This window comes from Pradoshia sp. Z6_59 (assembly GCF_058267515.1).
In genome coordinates this window covers 1-21,981 of record NZ_JBZCPP010000022.1, presented here as the reverse complement: position 1 = coordinate 21,981, position 21,981 = coordinate 1, and the positions used below count along the sequence as shown (strand labels likewise).

Below are 21,981 nucleotides of genomic sequence, written 5' to 3'. Positions count from 1 at the left end.
CCAATTTTCAGGCTTCTGTTTTTATAAAAAAACATCGCAGAAAACAAGATTAGATTCTCATCGTCCCAATATCAGTCCTTTACCATTTATTATTTACAGTATATGCCAGCTACTTGAACGATGTCAAACTGTTCTAAAACTATTATGACTTTTCAGTCACTGAGGATTTGCTAAAATCTATTTCCTAGTATGGATTTCATTCCCATGATTATACATAAAAAAAGCAGCTTAAAGAACAAGGATCTTTAAGCTGCTTTATTGATATTATTTAGATTCCATCCATTCAGTATGGAAAATGCCTTCTTTATCTACACGCTCGTATGTGTGAGCTCCAAAGTAGTCACGTTGTGCCTGTAATAGATTTGCAGGCAATGTTTCTGCACGGTAGCTGTCATAGTAGGACAATGCTGCTGTAAAGCATGGTACCGGAATACCAGCCTGAACAGCTGCTACAATTACTTCACGCAACGCTTCCTGATAGCTTAATGCAATTTCTTTGAAATAATCGTCCAAAAGAAGATTCTTAAGGTTAGGATTGCGATCATAAGCATCTTTAATCTTTTGAAGGAATTGGGCACGAATGATACATCCGCCACGGAAGATCATCGCAATATCACCATACTGAAGATCCCAGTTGTATTCGTCAGATGCAGCTTTCATTTGCGCAAAGCCTTGAGCATATGAACAAATTTTGCTCAAATATAAAGCTTTTCGAATTGCTTCGATAAATGCTGCTTTATCTCCGGCAAATGGTTTAACTTCAGGACCTGATAATACTTTAGAAGCTTCCACACGTTCTTCTTTCAGCGCAGATAAGAAACGCGCAAACACAGATTCAGTAATGATTGGCAGTGGTACACCAAGATCCAATGCACTTTGACTTGTCCACTTTCCAGTTCCTTTTTGGCCCGCTTTATCAAGGATCACATCTACCATCGGCTTACCGGTTTCTTCATCTTTTTTCGTAAAGATGTCAGCTGTGATTTCGATTAGATAGCTATCAAGTTCACCTTTATTCCATTCGGAGAAAACTCCATGAAGTTCATCAGCATTAAGCCCTAGAATATGGCGTAATAAAGCATAGGATTCGGAAATCAATTGCATATCTCCGTATTCAATTCCATTGTGAACCATCTTCACATAATGGCCAGCCCCATCCGGCCCAATATATGTACAACAAGCATCATCGCCAACTTTAGCAGAAATTGCTTTTAGAATTGGAGCTACAAGCTCGTATGCTTCCTTTTGTCCTCCAGGCATAATAGAAGGACCTTTTAATGCTCCCTCTTCACCACCGGATACACCAGTCCCAATAAAATGGAAGCCTTGCTTGCTTAATTCTTCATTACGGCGCTGCGTATCTTTAAAGAACGTGTTACCGCCATCAATCAGGATATCCCCTTTATCAAGATAAGGAGTTAATTGGGCAATTGTTGCATCAGTTGCTGCTCCCGCTTTAACCATGATTAAGATTTTACGCGGCGTTTCCAATGAGTTTACAAATTCTTCGATTGAATAGGTAGGATGAACATTTCTGCCTTCCGCCTCTTTCATCATAGCATCTGTTTTTTCAGGTGAACGATTATATACTGAAACGGAATATCCACGGCTTTCAATATTAAATGCTAAATTCTTACCCATTACGGCAAGACCGATTACACCGATTTGTTGTTTTTCCATCTGTAAACATTCCTTTCATTGATTTATTCGCTATATTAAATCGTATTAACTTTAGCAATTTTACACTATTTTCGCAAGTGCTATGAATTAGTTTCCCTTGTCATTACTAGGTTTGGGACGTTTTAAGAAGTCCTTGCTAAAACTGGTATTAGCATCCACTTTATTGTTATCTATTTCTATCCCTTTTCGGATAATTTTATCCCCAAACTTTTTGGTTAGCTTTTCCACAGTCGTATCCAATTTCACTTCTTTTTCATCCTGATCAAAAGAAAAAATGTCCAATTGCTTAATTGCTTCCTGCTGTTCCACTACTTCATTTGCTGTTACCCCTAATAGCCTAACTGGATTTCCATTCCAATGCTTTGAAAAAAGATCTCGTGCATGGCTATATAGATCTTCAGCCTTATGAATAGGATTTTGAAGGGTTTTACCTCGAGTTACTGTTTTTCGATCCTTATAACGAATCATTATTTGAACTTTTATGGTCAGCAGTTCCTTCTTCTTTAACCGAGCAGAAACTTTTTCACTCAAACGATGCAGGACTTCAAATAATTCCTGCTGATTTGTTACATCTCTTGGTAATGTGGTTGAATTCCCAACACTTTTAAAATCATATATCGACTCAGGATCTACCACACGTCTGTCAATGCCATTAGCTCTTTCTCTTAATCGCACCCCATTAATTCCAAGCAGCTTTTTAAGCGAAACCTCATGTGCATTGGCCAAATCACCAATTGTTTCAATTTTTATTGATGATAGTTTTTCAGCTGTTTTCTGGCCCACTCCATGCATCTCTCCAACCGGTAGATGCCATAGTTTAGCCTGAACTTCACGCTTTCTAAGAATCGTAATTCCCATTGGTTTTTTCATATCTGAAGCTGTTTTCGCCAAAAACTTATTTGGAGCTATACCTATACTGCAAGGCAAATCCATCGTTTCCATAATCCTTTTTTGAATTGTCTGGGCTATTTCAACTGGTGATCTTTCCCCACAATAATCGGTAATATCCAAATACCCTTCATCAATCGAAACTGGTTCTACAAGCGGTGTATACATCCTCAACAAATCAAAAATACCTTGAGAGGCAGCTCGGTACCGGTCGAAATTAGGTTCCATCAGGATAAGGCCGGGACACAGCTTCTGCGCCTGCCAAATAGGCATAGTCGTTTTCACTCCATGTTTACGCGCTGCATAGCTGCATGTCACGATAATCCCTCTTCTTTCTTTTGCATTCCCGGCAATCGCCAACGGCTTGCCTTTCAATTCGGGATTATGTGCCATTTCAACTGAGGCGTAGAAGCTATTCATATCCACATGTAAAATGACTCTTCCGCCTTTTTTTACTTGACGTTGTTCCATCTCTTAAACCCTCTTATTCCCTTATATTCACTGTTTATCCGGCACTAAACAATATTATGTAAAATGGCCACCGGAATAATCCAGTGGCACCTTGAACGAACACTATTATTTAGATGGACTTGCTACTTCTTCAATAATCGCAAGTACCATTTCACCAAGTTTATTAAGCTCAGCAATTGGCATTTTTTCGCTTGTTGTATGGATATCCTCATACCCTACCGCAAGATTAACTGTAGGAATGCCGTGTCCAGCAATGACATTTGCATCACTGCCTCCACCGCTATGCTGAAGTTTTGGTTCACGACCGATTTTAACGGCTGCTTTTTTAGCAACTTCCACCACATGGTCACCATGGTCATATTTGAAACCAGGGTACATGACCGTTACTTCCACTTCAGCAGAACCGCCCATTTCTGCAGCTGTTGATTCGAAGGCATCTTTCATTTTCGCAACTTGAGCTTCCATCTTCTCAGGAATCAAAGAGCGTGCTTCCGCTAGAATTTCTACGTGATCACAAACGATATTTGTTTGAGTACCACCCTCAAAGCGACCGATATTGGCAGTTGTTTCTTCGTCAATTCGTCCAAGTGGCATTTTGGCAATGGCTTTAGCCGCAATTGTAATCGCAGAAACACCTTTTTCCGGTGCAACTCCTGCATGCGCTGTTTTACCTTTAATAACAGCCTGAACTTTAGCTTGTGTCGGTGCTGCAACAATAATGTTACCTACCGCTTCATCACTATCCAATGCAAAACCGTATGTAGCCTTAATAAGAGAACGATCCAATACCTTTGCACCAACTAAGCCAGATTCTTCACCTACTGTAATGATGAACTGGATTGTGCCATGCTCAATATTGTTTTCTTTTAATACACGGATAACTTCCAGCATAACGGAAAGGCCAGTTTTATCATCTGCCCCAAGAATAGTTGTGCCATCAGTTACTACATAACCATCTTTAATAGAAGGTTTTACACCGTTACCAGGAACAACCGTATCCATATGAGAAGTAAAATAAATCGTATCAACACCTTCTTTAGTGCCAGGCAGTGTACATATTAAGTTGCCTGCTCCAAAGCCGGTAAGTTCCTTTGCATTGTCCTCGTAAACGTCTAGTCCGAGAAGACTGAATTTATCTTTTAAGATTTTTGCTATTTGTCCTTCATTTTTTGTTTCAGAATCAATTTGTACTAATTCTAAGAATTCTTGTAATAATCTCTCTTCATTAATCAATTGTCTTCCTCCTATCAGGAATAAGTTACTTTATAAGTATACCGATGTTTTTGTCATAAGAAAAGAGCAGGCGCTTGACATCTGTCAGACAGTTTTTCCCTTTGCAAATGATAATTTTGGGTAATTCTCTTTTTCAGGAATGAAGTGTACGCTTAGTATCATTTAGAATTCACAAGTCTTTTATTCAGCTTTCTAATAATCAGATAAAGTTGGTCTTTATTATAAAATATAGTCTAAAAGAAAAGAGCCCTTAATAGGACTCTTCAATTGATTAAAGCGGAATATTTCCATGTTTTTTTGACGGCCTTGATTCTTTTTTTGTTCGAAGCATCTCTAAGGCCTGTGCCAATTTAATTCGGGTTTCTCTTGGATCGATAACATCATCGACCATCCCTTGACTTGCCGCTATATATGGATTGGCAAATTTTACGCGGTATTCTTCAATTTTTTGTTGGCGTACAGCTTCAGGATCAGAGCTATTGTTAATTTCTTTAGCAAAAATGATATTGGCTGCACCCTGTGGCCCCATTACAGCGATTTCAGCATTCGGCCAAGCATAGACAAGATCAGCCCCAATCGATTTACTGTTTAAGGCTACATATGCTCCCCCATATGCTTTTCTTAAAATCACCGTTAATTTTGGAACGGTTGCTTCCGAATAAGCATACAAAATTTTTGCACCATGCCGAATAATTCCTCCATGCTCCTGTTTAATTCCCGGAAAAAATCCAGTTACATCCTCAAATGTAATAATCGGGATATTAAATGAATCACAGAAACGGATAAATCTTGCCGCCTTATCAGAAGAATTGATATCGAGTCCTCCCGCCATATATTTCGGTTGATTACATACCAAACCGACAGTTTCACCTTTAATTCTTGCTAATCCAATCACTAGGTTACGGGCAAAACTCTCTTGAATTTCAAAGAAGGAATCCTGATCGACTACTGCACTTACAACCTTCCTAACATCATAAGGACGGATACCGTCATAAGGTACCAATTCGGCAATATCAGGGCAATAATCATTTTGCTCAGTCCATTCACTTACCGGGGGTTTTTCTTCATTATTTAAAGGCAGATAAGAAAGCAATTTCCTTACCAAACGTAATGTTTCTTCCTCAGTTTTTCCTTCAAAATGTGCATTTCCACTAATAGAATTATGGACTTTCGCTCCGCCCAAATCCTCTGCACTAATTTTTTCCCCAGTCACGGTTTCTATCACTTTTGGACCGGTGATGAACATCTGGCTTGTTTGATCCACCATAAAAACGAAATCAGTAATTGCCGGAGAATATACGGCACCACCTGCACACGGGCCCATGACAACTGATATTTGCGGTACAACTCCCGAGTAGATAACATTGCGATAAAAAACCTGACCATATCCATCCAGCGAGGTGACGCCCTCCTGAATTCTCGCTCCACCGGAATCATTTAATCCTATTATTGGAGCTCCGTTTTTAGCAGCCAAATCCATAATGGATGATATTTTCTTAGCATGCATCTCACCTAGCGCTCCGCCAAATACAGTAAAATCCTGAGAAAAAATATAAACTGGCCTTCCATCAATTTTGCCATAGCCGGTTACAACCCCATCGCCTGGCCCTTTCATTTGATCCAAACCAAAGTCTCTGTTGCGATGTTCAACAAAAGCATTCAGTTCAACAAAGCTATTATCATCCATCAAAATATCGATTCTCTCTCTAGCTGTCAATTTTCCTTTTTCGTGTTGTTTTTCAATCTTATCCCATCCGCCACCAAGCTCGATATCATTTTTTCTATCATACAGTTCGGTTATTCTTTCATACATATCCACTATTTTATTCCTCCCGTTCCGGTTTCTCTAGAACCTCTACTAAAACTCCCTGTACCGACTTAGGATGTATAAAAGCTACTTGTGTATGATGTGCTCCGGGTCTGGGTTCTTCATCAATCAATTGAATGCCATTATCCTTTATTTCTTTAATTCTTTCTTTAATATCACTCACTTCAAGCGCAATATGGTGTATGCCTTCCCCTCTTTTTGCAATAAATTTTGCAACAGCACTTGATTCATTCAAGGGCTCCAATAACTCTATTCGTGTATTACCAGTGGATAAAAAAGCTACCTTAACTCCCTGGCTCTCGACTATTTCTTCCCCTTCATTTACCATACCAAAAATCCCTTCATATAAAGGAAGCGCTTTCGAAATGGAACGAACAGCAATACCGATATGATCAATTCCCTTTTGCATACAAATCCCCCTTTATTTGCCTATCTTAAATAATAGAACATTCTTATAATTCTATAAAGATATTTTGCTCAAATAGTGAATGAAATTTTTTTAGACTTGAGGAGTTTCGCTAAACATAGTAGTATCAAATAGAAGAATGTAAAAGGAGTGTAGCTCTATGTCTAAAAAGCGTACACAGAAGATAATCGTTTATATTATGATTTTTACGATGGTCGCGGTGACCTTATTATCCGGTTTGTCAGCTTTCCTATAAAAAATAAACCTCATCTTTTTTCTCTTCACGGAGAGTCAGATGAGGTTTTTTCGTTTATGGCATGAAATAGTCTCGCATAAAAAGAAGCAGGCTCTGAATTATCATAGATGTACACCTTTGTACCAAGCGGAACTAATTCAAACAATGCTTGGACTTCTTGATTTTTCATCCGGATACAGCCAGCAGACACCTTTTTTCCAATCGAATCCTCTTGGTTCGTACCATGAATTCCGTAATTTCTCCCATTCGTTTTACGAGCATCAAACCCCATCCATCTGGAGCCGAGTGGGTTTCTTGCATCATTACCAGGAATCGCCTTTTTGGAGTATTCAGGGTCCTCAAATTTTGTAATAATCGTAAATAGGCCCTCTGGTGTATCTTCATTATTCTTTCCAGTAGCAATCGAAAATTGATATTTTTCCTGATTATCAACATAAAACACCAGCTGATTGGTTTGTTTATTAATTACGATAAACGGATCCCCGGGAATTGGGTTGGGCCCTAAAGGCCATATTGGAGACATTACTTGCAGTAATAACCAGAGTGACATCCATTTCATAAAAAACACCCATCCTTTTATAGTTTAGGATGGGCTCTGAACCTTGTTTTCATTCATTTCTTTTCTTTAGAATTTGGCAATGGTTTCACTGTACTTTTGATTATTAGGTAGTCTTTCAATTCTTTAATAAGTTGGAATAGTGCAGCCCGCTTCTCAAAATCATCGAATGATGTTGGAATTTCTTTCTTTTTAACTTCCTTCACTAACTCCTCAAGCATTTCCATGTATTCATTAGCTGTGTTATGATGATGAACATTATCGCTTAAAAATCCAATGTATTCACCAAGTTCATGACTAACCTCGTCCCCAGACAAATCCATTTTAGCAGCTAAAGGCAGTATTCTCTTTAAAATACTTAATTGTTTTTCACGGAGTTTAAAATAGTGATAATACGAGGCATCATCGACTCTTTTATGATTTTCTTCCTCCAGAGCTGCATAGTAAACCGCTTTACGAATTAAATTTTCTGCATCGATAATCTCTTTACCGCTCCAGGCACTGTTCCCTGTCACCAAATAATTACTTAATTCCTTCAAAATAATACTATAGAGCTTTTCAATATCCATTCGGTATTTTTTTAGCTCCCGCTCCATGTTCGGCATATAAAAGTTAACCAGAAAAGCAACTGTAATCCCAATGACAACTAGTAAAAATTCATTAAGTAAGCTTGACAATGTAATCGAATTAGAAGCGTATAAGTGCAAAATAATGACACTGCTTGTCACAATACCGCCTGAAATGTTTAATGCAACAGTTGTCGGGATAAAAAACAATAGCATTAATCCAATTACAGGGGGTGTATATCCGAGAAGTTCAAAAAATGCAAAGGAATAAACCATAGCCAATGAACAGGCAAAGAAACGCTCACCGGCAGCCCTGAACGATCGTTTTTTTGTTCTTTGAATACACAATATAGTAATGATTCCGGCAGAAGCAAAACTCTGAAGACCAATAATTTGTGCTATGTATATAGCAATTGGAGTCCCTATAGCCGTTTTAACGGTGCGATACCCGATTTTAAACATAGTTTATGTAGTCCCTCTCATGCGATTTAATACAAAAAAGATGCTCTGAAATCAGACCATCTTTTTATTAATAGCATAAACTTTTTAGAGTACCTTTTGCAAGAAGTCTTTAGCACGTTCTGATTTAGGGCTCGAGAAGAACTCTGCCGGAGGGGCATCCTCTACAATCACTCCTCCATCTAAAAATAAAACTCGATCGGCTACTTCCTTGGCAAATCCCATTTCATGTGTCACAATCGCCATTGTCATCCCTGAAGTTGCCAATGATTTCATAACTTCTAGCACTTCTTTGACCATCTCAGGATCAAGCGCTGAAGTGGGTTCATCAAACAGCATGATTTCAGGTTTCATGGCTAAGGCTCGCGCTATGGCTACCCTTTGTTTTTGACCGCCGGAAAGACGTTCAGGATACACATTCGCTTTATCTTCCATTCCCACTTTCGCCAATAGTTCCATTGCTTCCTTTTTAGCTTGTTCTTTCTTGACTTTGCGAACCTTCATTGGTGCGTACATAATATTTTCCAAAACCGTCTTATGAGGAAACAGATAAAAGTGCTGGAATACCATACCTACATTCTGACGCATCGCCAACACATCTGTTTTTGGTGCAGTAATCTCCTCACCCTTTATCCAAATCTGTCCGCCAGTTGGTTTTTCCATTAGGTTCATACAACGAAGAAATGTAGATTTACCGGAACCAGATGGTCCAATTACTGCAATCACTTCTCCTTCTTTTATCTCTGTGGAAATCCCCTTTAGAACTTCCAGCTTTCCATAGCTTTTATATAGCTCTTGTACTTTTATCATCAGTGCTGCAACCTCTTTTCAAGCATTTTTCCGATTAGCGTTAAAATCATAACCAATACGTAATAGATTAAACCTGCAAACAGAAGCGGCTCTAAATATTGGAAGGTTTGTCCCCCAACTTGGTATGCGCGTCTCATGATATCCATTACTCCAATAGTTGTGACGATCGCAGATTCCTTTGTAAGCGTGATGAATTCATTCATTAAGGCAGGTAAAATATTTTTATATGCCTGCGGAAGGATGATATTGGCCATCATGCTGCTGTATGGAACACCAAGCGCCATCGCCGCTTCCCTTTGACCCTTATCTACCGCAAGAACTCCCCCACGGATAATTTCGGAAATATATGCAGCCGAGTTTAAAGAAAACGCCAGAACTGCTGCCCAATACCCTTCAATTTGAAAACCAAATAATTGCGGTGAAGCAAAATAAATAATCATTAATTGAAGAACTAATGGAGTACCCCTAAATATAGATGTATAAAAATCTGATAACCAAATGAGCGGCTTAATTGTAGTGATTTTGCATAGAGCTATAATGGTTCCAAGCAAGAAACCAAACAATGCAGCCAATGCTGCTATTTGCAATGTCGTATATACACCTTCCAGTATATAGGGCATGGAAGGGATAATATCTGTAAAATCAAGATTCATGTACTTTCTCCTATCACTGTTAATAAAAAGAAAATTTCAGAAAGGGGTTCTCCCTTTCTGAAATTATTATTCAGCGTCTCCGCCAAACCATTTTAGAACTAACTCTTCAAGTTCACCATTTTCTTTCATCTTTTTCAACTCTTCATTAAATTGATCGCGCAACTCACTGCCTTTTTTGAAAGCAATGGCAGATCCAACTTCTTCTGCATCTCCTTCAAGAAGGAATCCTGTTAAATCTTCATTCTTATCAAGATACCCTTGTGCCACTAAATCTTCAATAATAGCCGCATCAAAACGTTCAGATTTTATTTCCTGTACCAATTCAGGAATTTTGTCACGGTTTTCAACTGTCATTTTTGTTGTTTTAGCTAATTCCTGAGCTTTTTCTTCTTGAATAGAACCCATTTGTACCCCGACAGTTTTATTTTCCAGATCTTTAACTGATTGGATTTTGTTATCTTTTGAAGTGACAATCATATGGTTCGCTGTGTAATAAATATCAGAGAAATCCACATTCTTTTCACGCTCCTCAGTTGGAGTCATCCCTGCCATAACAAAATCAGCTTGTCCATTTTTCACAGCCGTTACTAAACCGCCAAAATCCATATCGACAACTTCTACTTTATAACCAAGTTTCCCAGCAATCGCTTTTGCCAAATCTACATCAAATCCGATAATTTCATCACTTTTCGCTGTATCAATGTATTCGAATGGTTTATAATCAGCCGATGTAGCCATTTTTAAAACTTTTTCATCTTCAGAACCATTTCCTGACTCGTCAGAACTTCCGCAAGCCGTTAATACCGAAACTGCTAATACTGCTGTCAATAAACTAAGCAACCATTTTTTCATTGTCCTTTACCCCCACTATAATGTGTTTTTCATGATGATAGTTTTCATTTCCTTACACAATTAAACTATCAAACTATATTTTAAGATTTAATAAATATTATATATATGCAACAAAATGTATTTTAACACATAAAATCCGTTTTGCAAAATATTTAATTATTATGTATATATAATTAAATTTTCTTGAGTTTTCACGCGTTAAACTAAAAAAGAAGTATCAAAAAATGATACTTCTCCCATAACATTATAATAAAATTATATACAGAATTTTATTATATTTAGACATTTTCATTCTTATCTTTTTTGAGCTTATTTTCCTCTTTTCACCTGAGGTAAGATCGATTAGACTTCTTCACAATATTCATCAAACATTTTTTGCAGATTTTCAATTACTTCTACAGGTTCATGCCCTTCAATCTCATGACGCTCAATCATTTTAATGATTTTTCCATCTTTTAAAAGAGCGAATGATGGAGAGGAAGGCGGATAGCCCGTAAAGTATTCTCTTGCTCTGGCAGTAGCTTCTTTATCCTGACCGGCAAAAACCGTTACCAATTGATCCGGTCTTTTATCATAATTCACTGCATGATAAGCAGCAGGACGAGCAATACCACCTGCACATCCACAAACAGAGTTAACCATAACAAGCGTTGTTCCCTTTTTGCTTAGAGCCTCATCAACTTCTTCTACAGTTGTTAATTCTTTATAACCTGCATTCTGTATTTCCTGACGAGCCTGGCGAACCACGTCATTCATAAATAAATTAAAATTCATGCTCACTTAAACATCTTCCTTTCTAACGTAGCTACCCTTATAGTATCAGAGCTGCAACTTTTTATAAAATATTCCAGATGATAGGTTTAGTTTACATACACAGGGGAATAGTATCTTTAATTAAGATGACCCCCTATACTCCTAAACTTTTGGATAGCCATAAGGCTATCCATCTTTTTTATGTACTACTCTACATTTTACTTATCCTTCGAAAAAAAATACAGATGAAATAATTCAGCAGCTGCTTTTGAAACTATTTTCTCGCCATCTCTGACACTTGCTTCGATAATCGGTAATAGTTTCTTAACAGCTTTATCGGTATAAAAATGATCAATGATTTGCTGTTCTACTTCACTCTCAAACCATTTTGTGACCTGCCGTTTTCGCCTATTCGAAAATTCACCTGACCCCTTTGTAAAAATGGAAAATTCTTTAATGGCCTCCCAAATTTCATTCAGTCCCTTTTTATGCAAGGCCGAACAGGCAAACGTTTTGACCGTCCAATCCTTTGTAGCCGGTATATGATCATGAAGGATGTGACGGTATTCCTCTTTCGCTCGCAATGCTAATTTTTCATTTTCCCCATCAGCTTTATTAACAGCTATTCCATCGACAAGCTCAAGGATGCCCTTTTTCATTCCTTGCAGTTCGTCTCCTGCACCCGTAAGAGTCAGCAGCAGAAAAAAATCTACCATATCCCTGACATCAGCTTCACTTTGTCCCACTCCAACCGTTTCTACTAAGATCACTGAATATCCGGCAGCCTCACAAATCATCATGCTTTCTCTTGTTTTACGGTGCACACCGCCTAATTTGCCTCCCGATGGGGTCGGTCGGATAAAGGCATTTGGGTGTTTCGAAAGTTCTTCCATCCTAGTTTTATCCCCAAGAATACTACCTCCGCTGATGGAAGAGCTGGGGTCAATGGCAAGTACGGCCACTTTATACCCAAGCTCACATAAAAATAGTCCCATATTCTCAATAAATGTACTTTTTCCTGCCCCTGGAACCCCGCTAATGCCAATACGAATTGAATTCCCTGTAAAGGGGAGGATAGATTGCAAAATCTCTTCAGCCTGCGGTCGATAAACGTCCCCTTTGCTTTCAACGAACGTAATCGCTTTTGATAATGCTTGTAATTGTCCGGCTTTTAAGTTCCGGACAATCTCATCTGTATCAACGGGCTTCGTATGGACTCTCTTATACTTCTTTCTTGCGTATTGCTGATTATGGTCTGTCATGACTGGACACTTCCTCATACCCTAGCCTTTTATAAATTTCATTTACTATTTTGATAGCCGCTTCCGGTATGACGGTTCCAGGACCAAATATAGCTGAAGCTCCATGCTCGTATAAATAGTCATAGTCCTGCTCCGGTATGACACCTCCTGCAATAATGACGATATCCTCCCGGCCAAGTTTTTTTAGTTCACTGGCCAACTGAGGCAACAATGTTTTATGCCCTCCGGCTAAAGAACTCATCCCTATGACGTGCACATCATTTTCAACTGCCTGTTTAGCAGATTCCTCCGGTGTTTGAAATAAAGGACCCATATCGACATCAAAGCCAAGATCGGCATAAGCTGAGGCAACTATTTTGGCCCCTCGGTCATGGCCGTCCTGACCCATTTTGGCAATTAATATTCGGGGACGGCGACCCTCATTTAGCAAAAATTCCTCTGTTAATTCTCTAACTTCATTGATTTTATCCAACTCCCGATAATGGGAACCATAGACTCCGCTGATTGTTCGGATAACAGCACGGTGGCGACCCGATACCGCTTCTACCGCATCCGAGATTTCACCAAGAGTTGCTCTCGCAATGGCTGCCTCAACAGCCAATTCCAACAAATTACCTTCCCCTGACTGTGCAGCTTCAGTCAAAGCATTCAGTGTTTTTGTAACTTGTTCCTGATTACGCGTATCCTTAATCGTTTCGAGTCGTTTAATCTGCTGTTCGCGGACCTTTGAATTATCAATTTCAAGGATATCAAATTCTTCTTTTTCTTCTGTCCTGTATTGATTGATTCCTATCATGATTTCTTCACCTGAGTCAATTTTTGCTTGACGGCGGGCAGCAGCTTCCTCAATCCTCATCTTTGGAATACCGGATTCAATTGCTTTCGCCATGCCACCAAGCTGTTCGATCTCCTCCAAATGTGCCCATGCTTTCTCAATTAAACGATTCGTTAAGGACTCGACATAATAGGAACCACCCCATGGATCAATAACATTTGTAATTCCGGTTTCCTCCTGCAAGAATAACTGCGTATTCCTGGCAATACTGGCTGAAAACTCTGTCGGCAGCGCAATCGCTTCATCAAAGGCATTTGTATGTAAGGATTGAGTATGCCCGAGTGCTGCTGCATGTGCCTCTATTAACGTTCTGGCGATATTATTGAAGGGATCTTGTTCAGCAAGGCTCCAACCGGATGTTTGCGAATGTGTTCTAAGTGCAAGCGATTTTTCATTTTTCGGATTAAATTGTTTCATAAGTTTTGACCATAAAAAGCGAGCCGCTCTTAGCTTAGCAACTTCCATAAAATAGTTCATACCGATACCCCAAAAAAACGATAAACGTGGGGCAAACGTATCAATAGGTATGCCTGCTTTCAATCCTGTTCTCACATACTCAATTCCATCAGCCAGTGTATAGGCAAGCTCCAAATCTGCAGGTGCTCCTGCCTCCTGCATATGATAACCAGAGATTGATATACTATTAAATTTCGGCATATGAGCGGAGGTATACTCAAAGATATCGGCAATAATTTTCATAGACATAGCTGGTGGATAAATATACGTATTACGTACCATATATTCTTTTAAAATATCATTCTGTATCGTTCCGGTAAGCCGTGATGAATCTACGCCCTGTTCTTTTGCTGTAGCAATATAAAATGCCATTATCGGCAATACGGCACCATTCATTGTCATCGAAACAGACATTTTCTCTAGTGGTATACCGGAAAATAGTATTTTCATGTCTTCTATCGAATCAATCGCAACTCCCGCTTTCCCAACATCCCCAACCACACGCGGGTGATCAGAATCATAGCCTCGATGAGTCGCTAAATCAAATGCAACCGATAGCCCTTTTTGTCCCATCTCCAAATTCCGTCTGTAAAAAGCATTTGATTCTTCAGCAGTAGAAAAGCCTGCATATTGGCGAACTGTCCATGGGCGGTTTACATACATCGCTGCATATGGTCCCCGTGTAAAGGGAGCAATCCCCGGGAAGGACGGTACATGCTCCACCAGTTCTATATCATCCCGATTATATAGAGGCTTTAACGGTATTTGCTCATTTGTTTCAAAGTCAGGAATATCCGAACGTATATCTGGTGAATCTGAAACGAAATCCTCATGGACAGACTGCCAATCTATTTGTGAAAAATCCGGTTTTTTCATGCCTGTACCCCCTGCCTTGATGACAATATGGTTAATAGTTCAATCATATTTGTATGTCGGTCAATTTTCTTCCAATTAAATTCCTTGATAGCCAAATCAAAATTCCCCACTGCATAAATATGCATATTGCTGTCTACTTTTAAATTGGATAATGGCGTATTCAGGTGATTTTCATCACCGCATATCAGGATATAGCTCCCCTGGCAACCTCTTATTATCTCTTCCAGCATTTCTTGATGTACTATTCCGGTTCGCTCTGTATAACTCAGACCCCCAGCCGCCAATACTTCTTTTGAAAGATCAATATATGGCTTAGATTGAGAGGCGCTGCCCAGTCCAATCACTATGATTCTTTGCTGTTGCTCCATCTCACTGCCCCAGGTCAAATTCATCGATCGAATAGCTTCAAATTCTGATGCTAAACGGATTGGTTTAAGCGGGAATATTTCTTTTTCTCCCTTTTGAAGGCTTTGCGTTTCTATTAAATTCTGCGTGAGATCCGGTCGTTCTTCTTTTGGATTTGCATACACATTTATACCAACCATTTTTTCCTTCCTAATGGCTGCCGCTGATAATCTGTTTTTAGCTAGCTCTGCTAACTCCCCTTGTATTTGCCCATTCTTTAACTCTGAAAGAATGCCGCCTTTTTTCTCCAGTTTATTAAACTGATCCCATGCCTGCTGACACAGTTCATCTGTTAAGGCCTCCAAATAGTAGGAACCTCCGCCTGGATCAGCTGTTTTCATTAACATACTCTCTTCCCTAAGAATATGAGGAATATTTCTTGCCAGGCGTTTTCCAAGAGAACTCTTTTCTTTTTGCAATTGATCGAATGGGATGACAGTTAGATACTGACAGTTCCCAATTACAGCTGCCAATGCTTCATTTGTTGTACGGAGAAGATTTACATAATGATCAAACCCCGTTTTGTTTCTTAATGAGGTCTGTGCATGGATGTCCATTTTAAAGGTATTTTCCTGACCATATGCCTTACCAACCGTAAACCAAAGCTTTCGCGCGGCACGAAGTTTGGCAATTTGCATAAAAAAGGAGGAATCAATCGAGAATGAAAAAATCATTTTTTCTGATGTTTCTTGTGCTGATAAGCCTGCCTGCATGCCTTTAAATATATAATGTGCACCAAGTGATAGCGAATACGCAATCTCTTTGACGGCATCAGCACCTGATTCATGATAAGGCTTACTATTGACAAAAATAGTTTTAATGGCTGGGGATGATAGATTCCAGTTCTTTATATCGTGAAACCAATTAGATAAGGCATTGGTTTCTTTAGTAGGGATAGATCCACTTTCAGCCCATTCAGTGATTAGGTCTCGTACCACTGCTCCTTGTTGATCAGAAACGCCGTTAACCTCAGCTAATTTTTCCATAATGATTTCCTGCCGGTTACCAGAACCAGCCTGTAGAAATAAAGGATGATCCTCAATCGGCAAATTATTCAATAGATTGATGAGTTCTTCCATGTCCATTTTGTTTACATCAAAGGAAATCGTATTTTGCCCATTCTCCAATGCCTCGAGTATAGTTCCCTTGATATCGCTTCCTGACGCCACTTGGCACATTTTTAGCGGGTGATGATGATAGCCATTTTCATAGATTCCTCTTGTATAAGGAGGTTTGCCGGGTACTTCGTCTTTTTCTGAATCCAAATTGTAAAGCGGTTTCAAAATAATTTTTTCAAACGTTTGAGTGTGTAATGTGTCCAGTTCTTTTCCCTTTAAAGATTTTAGAACTGCTTTTTCCCACTCTTCCACTGTCGCTTGTTGAAACCTATCATTCTTTGCATCCTTTATATTCATAGCTTGCTTTCTACTAAAAGAAAGCTCCCTCCCCTCGCCAATTAACGAAATAGTATGTAAATTAATCTTACCATGCAAATGGCCCTTATCTCCAATAAAAGGAAATACAATCTGAATCGTCTCAAGTCCTTACTTGATCATTTCACCAATACTTCTCCATTAAAGTATTTGACCAGTTGGGTTGAAGAACTCTTCCTTTTGGCAAAAACTCTTTCATTACAGGCTTAATATCTATGATAGGGGTACCATCCAGAGCATCCAGCCCCTTAACAGTAAGTACTCTCTGTTTAACTCCCATCAATTCAACGATGGTGATTCCAAGCTTATTCGGTCGATTCTTCCCCCTTTGTGCAAAGATGCCTACCTCGGGAAATTCTTCGTTATTTCGGGGATGTCTGACCTCATACTGAATGTTCTTATCATCCACTTTGTCAAAATAAAAAATAATTTCTAAATGAGAAAACTCGTGTATACCTTTTAAAGCCGATTGATTTATATTCTCGGCTAGTTCAATTGACGATACAATAGCACCCCAATCATCATCCACCATTTCTTTCCTGCCATTCTTTACAAATGCTATTGGTTCTATCAGATAGTCCATATCTACATCCCCTTTATCAGACGTTTATCAATATCTATCATTTCTTCAACTCCCAGAAAAATTCCTTTAAGATAAAAGAAAAAGATCGATGAATTCACAAGTATAAAGTTTGTCCATTCTTCAAAGGAACTTCATAGTTTCCATCTAATCTAGTAATTTATTTCTTGGGAAATGATTCAAGCAAATATAAAGAAGACACACATACTGTGTGCCCTTATGTTTTCTATTAATATAGCGGTGTATTTTCGCTCGTGATATTTTCCAGGATATCTTTCACTCGAGCCAAGAATTTCCCGCATACCAATCCATCTAATACACGGTGATCTAGCGATAGGCATAAATTAACCCGATCGCGGATAGCAATCATATTGCCGTGCATGACAACTGGTTTCTTAACAATGGACTCCACCTGCAAGATTGCTGCCTGTGGATGATTTATAATTCCCATCGATTGGATGGATCCAAATGAACCAGTATTATTCACCGTAAAGGTACCGCCCTGCATATCCTCAGACTTTAATTTACCGGAACGGACCTTTTCAGCCAATTCATTAATTTCACGTGCAATACCTTTAATTGTTTTTTCATCTGCATATTTAATGACAGGAACATACAACGCTTCATCTGTCGACACAGCAATCGAGATATTAATATCTTTTTTCCTGACGATTTTATCTCCAGCCCACATTGAATTCATTTCTGGAAACTCTTTTAATGCTTGAGCAACCGCTTTAACAAAAAAGGCAAAATAAGTTAGATTATAGCCTTCCTTTTGCCTGAATTCCTTCTTAAGTGAATCACGGTATTGAACGAGATTGGTTACATCCGCTTCCACCATTGTCCATGCATGCGGAATCTCATGTTTAGAACGCACCATATTTTGCGCAATAGCTTTCCTTATACCAGTTACAGGTATTTCTCGATCTCCACTTTCTATCTTCCTATCACTGTCTGATGATTTTTGCTTTAGACCCAAATCAGGCTCAGATATCTGAGTATCCGCTTCCGGTTCAGCCTTCCCAGTGATAACTTGCTCCTTAGCAGCAGTGCCGCCCTCCACAGCTTTCAAAATGTCTTTACGGGTAATTCGGCCGCCAGCTCCGCTTCCAACCACATTTTCGAGGTTAATCCCATGTTCCTGTGATAATTTTAATACGGCCGGAGAATAACGCCCTTTATTGGATTGGTCGGTCTGAATTAGCGATTCACTTTTTTCCTCAGAACGATTCTTTTCTTCCTTTGGTGCCTCTTCAGAACTACCAGACTCTCCTGCTAGTTGGATACTGCACATGACTTCTCCAACAGGAAGTGTCTCTCCCTCTGCTGCAATCAGATCTTTAATTACTCCAGTGAAGGAAGATGGAACTTCGGCATTTACTTTATCCGTCATTACTTCAGCTATTGGGTCATATTTATTCACTCGGTCACCGGGCTTTACAAGCCAGCTCGAGATCGTCCCTTCCGTTACACTCTCTCCAAGCTGTGGCATTTTCATCTGTTCTATTGGCATTCGCTATTTATCTCCTTCCGCAATCAGTTTAAAATTCTGCTAATTCTCTCATGGCTTTTTCCACTTTTTCCGGGTTAACCATAAAATATTTTTCCATAGTTGGAGCATATGGCATCGCTGGAAGATCCGGACCTGCTAAACGTTTAATTGGTGCATCCAGCTCAAACAAGCAGTTCTCGGCAATGATCGCCGCCACCTCGCTTATAATGCTGCCTTCCTTCGTATCTTCCGTTATCAACAGCACTTTACCAGTTTTGGAGGAAGCCTCGATAATCGCTTCCTTATCGAGTGGATAGACGGTCCTTAAATCTAAAACATGCACTGAGATTCCATCCTGAGCTAATTTTTCAGCAGCCTGAAGCGCAAAGTGAACACAAAGTCCGTACGTGATAACCGTAATGTCATCACCTTCTCTTTTTACATCCGCTTTGCCTATCGGCAATACATAATCATCATTGGAGACTTCCCCTTTGATCAGACGGTAAGCACGTTTATGCTCAAAGAAAAGTACAGGGTCTTCGTCACGTATTGCTGCTTTTAAAAGCCCTTTTGCGTCGTATGGTGTGGATGGCATGACAATTTTTAATCCAGGCTGGTTGGCAAAAATGGCCTCTACTGATTGTGAATGATATAAGGCACCGTGTACCCCACCACCGTAAGGAGCACGGATGACCATTGGACAATGCCAATCATTATTGGACCGATAGCGGATTTTGGCAGCCTCAGAAATGATTTGGTTTACTGCCGGCATAATAAAATCCGCAAATTGCATTTCTGCAATCGGTCGCATTCCATACATTGCAGCTCCGATTCCTACTCCCGTAATAGCTGATTCAGCCAGAGGTGTGTCAATTACTCGTTCTTCACCAAATTGCTCGTACAGTCCGTTTGTAGCCTTAAACACTCCTCCTTTTCTGCCAACATCTTCACCAAGGATAAAAACTTTTTCATCTCGTTCCATTTCTTCTTTCATCGCCATGGTTATGGCATCGATATATGAAATGACAGGCATGGTTTACTCTCCTTCCGTCTCAGCATATACAAACTTCAAAGCATCTTCTGCTTTTGCATACGGAGCATTTTCAGCGTAATCTGTTGCTTCATTTACGATTTTCATGATTCTTTTATTGATTTCTGTTTCTTTCTCTTCATCCAAAAGGTCAATTACCTTCAAATACGTCCCAAATGTGAGAATCGGATCCTCTGTTTTTGCCTTTTCCACTTCATCTCGGGCACGGTAGCTTCGATCATCATCATCACTTGAGTGCGGAGTAAGCCGGTAGGATACAGTTTCAATTAAAGAAGGGCCTTCCCCGCGCCGGGCACGGTCAGCAGCCTCTTTAACAGCTTTATACACTTCGAGCGGATCATTGCCATCTACTGTGACACCAGGCATCCCATATCCGATAGCTCGGTCTGACACTTTTTCACAGGCTAATTGTTTTTCAATTGGTACCGAAATCGCGTATTTATTATTTTCAACCATAAAAATAACAGGGAGTTTATGTACACCGGCAAAATTGGCTCCTTCATGAAAATCTCCCTGATTTGATGAACCTTCACCAAAAGTTACAAATGTAACCAAATCTTTCTTTTCCATTTTTCCAGCCAATGCGATTCCGACCGCATGGGGAACTTGAGTGGTAACTGGCGATGATCCGGTTACAATTCGATTTTTCTTCTGACCAAAATGACCTGGCATCTGCCTGCCGCCGGAGTTGGGATCTTCCTGCTTGGCAAATCCTGAGAGCATTAGCTCAGTTGGTGTCATACCAAATGTTAGTACTACCCCCATATCACGATAGTACGGCAGTACATAATCCTTTTCCCTATCAAGGGCAAAAGCTGCTCCAACCTGAGCTGCCTCCTGACCCTGACACGAGATTACAAATGGAATTTTCCCAGAGCGATTTAACAACCACATTCTTTCATCTATACGCCTTGCCATCAGCATGGTTTCATACATTTCCAATACCATTTCGTCCGTTAACCCTAAGTCTTCATGCCTGTTTTTTGTCATTTAGTAAACCTCCTCAAAGCCTTGCTCAAAATTTTTACGAATGAATTGCTTTTCCATCAACAGCCAAAGCAGCTTCTCCAATCACTTCAGACAATGAAGGATGCGGATGAATCGTATGAGCAACCTCCCAGGCTGAAGCATTTAACACAAGAGCCAATCCTGCCTCAGATATCATATCTGTTACATGCGGGCCAATCATATGTACACCTAATAAATCATCCGTTTCTTCATCAGAGATCATTTTCACAAAACCGTCCGACTCTCCGAAGACCAATGCCTTACCAATTGCTTTGAACGGGAATTTTCCAATCTTAACTTTATGACCGCGCTGAATAGCTTCATCTTCTGTTATTCCTACACTTGCTGCCTCAGGACTACTGTATATGCATCTGGAAATAAAATCGTATTGGATAGGATGAGGGCTTTGGTTCGCCATATGCTCCACTGCAGTGATTCCTTCATGACTTGCTACATGAGCCAGTTGCATGCCTCCAATCACATCACCAATGGCATAGATATGTGATTCCTTTGTTTGATAAAACTCATTAACAGCTATTACACCATTTTCAATTTGTATGTCTGTGTTTTGGAGACCTATCCCTTCAACATTTGCCTGGCGACCAACCGATACAAGAATTTTTTCAGCCTTATAGTCCTTTTTTTCACCGTTTAGTTCTGCTGATATGGATACGCCCTGTCCTGTTTGCAGCGTTTCTGGCATTACTTTTGCTTTAGTAACAATCTTAATACCCTTTTTCTTTAAGATTCTTTGCATCTCTTTCGAAATATCTCGGTCTTCTGTTGGTATTAGACGATCTGCGTATTCCAGTATAGTTACCTCCACTCCAAAATCAGCCATCATGGATGCCCATTCTACTCCAATAACTCCTCCTCCGATAACAAGCAAGGAAGATGGTAGTTCGGATAGCTGTAAAGCTTCATCTGATGTCATTACAGATTCACCGTCAATTTTTAAACCTGGCAAGGATTTTGGTCTTGAACCTGTTGCAATAATGACATTTTTCGGTATTAACATTTCATTTTCCGTTCCATTATTCATCTCAACAGAAATGGTCCCTGGCATAGGCGAAAATATGGATGGTCCGAGAATGCGGCCATATCCTTCATATAAATCGATTTTTCCTTGTTTGATTAGATGGTGCACACCTTTGTGGAGCTGTTCAACGATT

Annotated in this window: 20 protein-coding genes; 1 reads left to right on the top strand and 19 read right to left on the bottom strand. The window is 39.6% G+C overall.

Translation table 11 applies throughout. The features are described from left to right. Positions 1-264: 264 nt before the first annotated feature. The 5 genes from gnd to mce all read right to left on the bottom strand — a co-directional run bounded on the left by gnd (position 265) and on the right by mce (position 6,509). Positions 265-1,680, bottom strand: a complete 1,416-nt coding sequence (gene gnd / locus AC4D4B_RS17045; protein ID WP_491000588.1) for an NADP-dependent phosphogluconate dehydrogenase — start codon at positions 1,678-1,680, stop codon at positions 265-267. An 87-nt stretch (positions 1,681-1,767) separates the two neighbouring features. After that, positions 1,768-3,039: a DNA polymerase IV gene (locus tag AC4D4B_RS17040; protein ID WP_490996108.1), complete on the bottom strand. Its 1,272-nt coding sequence runs from the start codon at positions 3,037-3,039 to the stop codon at positions 1,768-1,770. Between the two features lie 105 nt (positions 3,040-3,144). Continuing rightward, positions 3,145-4,272, bottom strand: coding sequence for a M20/M25/M40 family metallo-hydrolase (locus AC4D4B_RS17035; RefSeq protein ID WP_491000587.1), 1,128 nt, complete (start codon positions 4,270-4,272; stop codon positions 3,145-3,147). Between the two features lie 271 nt (positions 4,273-4,543). Continuing rightward, the gene (locus AC4D4B_RS17030; protein WP_491000604.1) at positions 4,544-6,094 is read right to left on the bottom strand and encodes an acyl-CoA carboxylase subunit beta; all 1,551 of its coding nucleotides are present in this window, start codon (positions 6,092-6,094) and stop codon (positions 4,544-4,546) included. Between the two features lies 1 nt (position 6,095). Continuing rightward, complete coding sequence (gene mce, locus AC4D4B_RS17025; RefSeq protein WP_490996106.1) at positions 6,096-6,509, bottom strand: methylmalonyl-CoA epimerase; 414 nt, start codon at positions 6,507-6,509, stop codon at positions 6,096-6,098. Between the two features lie 157 nt (positions 6,510-6,666). Between mce and prli42 the strand changes: the two genes are divergently transcribed. Next, a complete protein-coding gene (gene prli42, locus AC4D4B_RS17020; protein WP_139063836.1) occupies positions 6,667-6,762 on the top strand; it encodes a stressosome-associated protein Prli42 in 96 nt (31 codons plus the stop codon). A gap of 25 nt (positions 6,763-6,787) precedes the next feature. Here the strand turns inward: prli42 and AC4D4B_RS17015 are convergent, their stop codons facing one another. From AC4D4B_RS17015 to lpdA, 14 genes are all read right to left on the bottom strand, one after another. Continuing rightward, positions 6,788-7,321, bottom strand: coding sequence for a L,D-transpeptidase (locus tag AC4D4B_RS17015; protein WP_490996105.1), 534 nt, complete (start codon positions 7,319-7,321; stop codon positions 6,788-6,790). Between the two features lie 53 nt (positions 7,322-7,374). Next, positions 7,375-8,346 carry an aromatic acid exporter family protein gene (locus tag AC4D4B_RS17010; protein WP_491000586.1) on the bottom strand — a complete coding sequence of 324 codons (972 nt, stop codon included), beginning with the start codon at positions 8,344-8,346 and terminating at the stop codon, positions 7,375-7,377. A gap of 84 nt (positions 8,347-8,430) precedes the next feature. Continuing rightward, complete coding sequence (locus tag AC4D4B_RS17005; RefSeq protein ID WP_490996103.1) at positions 8,431-9,153, bottom strand: amino acid ABC transporter ATP-binding protein; 723 nt, start codon at positions 9,151-9,153, stop codon at positions 8,431-8,433. Further along, positions 9,153-9,806, bottom strand: coding sequence for an amino acid ABC transporter permease (locus tag AC4D4B_RS17000; protein WP_148630084.1), 654 nt, complete (start codon positions 9,804-9,806; stop codon positions 9,153-9,155). The genes AC4D4B_RS17005 and AC4D4B_RS17000 overlap by 1 nt, the downstream gene beginning before the upstream one ends. A gap of 66 nt (positions 9,807-9,872) precedes the next feature. Beyond that, complete coding sequence (locus AC4D4B_RS16995; RefSeq protein ID WP_490996102.1) at positions 9,873-10,658, bottom strand: transporter substrate-binding domain-containing protein; 786 nt, start codon at positions 10,656-10,658, stop codon at positions 9,873-9,875. A gap of 342 nt (positions 10,659-11,000) precedes the next feature. After that, the gene (locus AC4D4B_RS16990) at positions 11,001-11,438 is read right to left on the bottom strand and encodes a BrxA/BrxB family bacilliredoxin (protein WP_491000585.1); all 438 of its coding nucleotides are present in this window, start codon (positions 11,436-11,438) and stop codon (positions 11,001-11,003) included. Positions 11,439-11,629: 191 nt separating this feature from the next. Beyond that, a complete protein-coding gene (gene meaB / locus AC4D4B_RS16985) occupies positions 11,630-12,673 on the bottom strand; it encodes a methylmalonyl Co-A mutase-associated GTPase MeaB (protein WP_490996100.1) in 1,044 nt (347 codons plus the stop codon). Then, entirely contained in the window at positions 12,660-14,840 is a 2,181-nt protein-coding gene (gene scpA / locus AC4D4B_RS16980; RefSeq protein ID WP_491000584.1) for a methylmalonyl-CoA mutase, read from the bottom strand. The genes meaB and scpA overlap by 14 nt, the downstream gene beginning before the upstream one ends. After that, positions 14,837-16,738 carry a methylmalonyl-CoA mutase family protein gene (locus tag AC4D4B_RS16975; RefSeq protein WP_491000583.1) on the bottom strand — a complete coding sequence of 634 codons (1,902 nt, stop codon included), beginning with the start codon at positions 16,736-16,738 and terminating at the stop codon, positions 14,837-14,839. The genes scpA and AC4D4B_RS16975 overlap by 4 nt, the downstream gene beginning before the upstream one ends. 64 nt (positions 16,739-16,802) lie before the next feature. After that, positions 16,803-17,261: a tRNA (N6-threonylcarbamoyladenosine(37)-N6)-methyltransferase TrmO gene (tsaA, locus tag AC4D4B_RS16970; RefSeq protein ID WP_490996097.1), complete on the bottom strand. Its 459-nt coding sequence runs from the start codon at positions 17,259-17,261 to the stop codon at positions 16,803-16,805. Between the two features lie 226 nt (positions 17,262-17,487). Then, the gene (locus AC4D4B_RS16965; RefSeq protein WP_490996096.1) at positions 17,488-18,771 is read right to left on the bottom strand and encodes a dihydrolipoamide acetyltransferase family protein; all 1,284 of its coding nucleotides are present in this window, start codon (positions 18,769-18,771) and stop codon (positions 17,488-17,490) included. 28 nt (positions 18,772-18,799) lie between these two features. Continuing rightward, positions 18,800-19,783: an alpha-ketoacid dehydrogenase subunit beta gene (locus AC4D4B_RS16960; RefSeq protein WP_491000582.1), complete on the bottom strand. Its 984-nt coding sequence runs from the start codon at positions 19,781-19,783 to the stop codon at positions 18,800-18,802. Between the two features lie 3 nt (positions 19,784-19,786). Continuing rightward, the gene (locus AC4D4B_RS16955) at positions 19,787-20,791 is read right to left on the bottom strand and encodes a thiamine pyrophosphate-dependent dehydrogenase E1 component subunit alpha (protein WP_490996094.1); all 1,005 of its coding nucleotides are present in this window, start codon (positions 20,789-20,791) and stop codon (positions 19,787-19,789) included. Between the two features lie 34 nt (positions 20,792-20,825). Further along, positions 20,826-21,981: dihydrolipoyl dehydrogenase (gene lpdA, locus AC4D4B_RS16950; RefSeq protein WP_491000581.1), on the bottom strand; the 1,156-nt coding region annotated here is incomplete at its 5' end.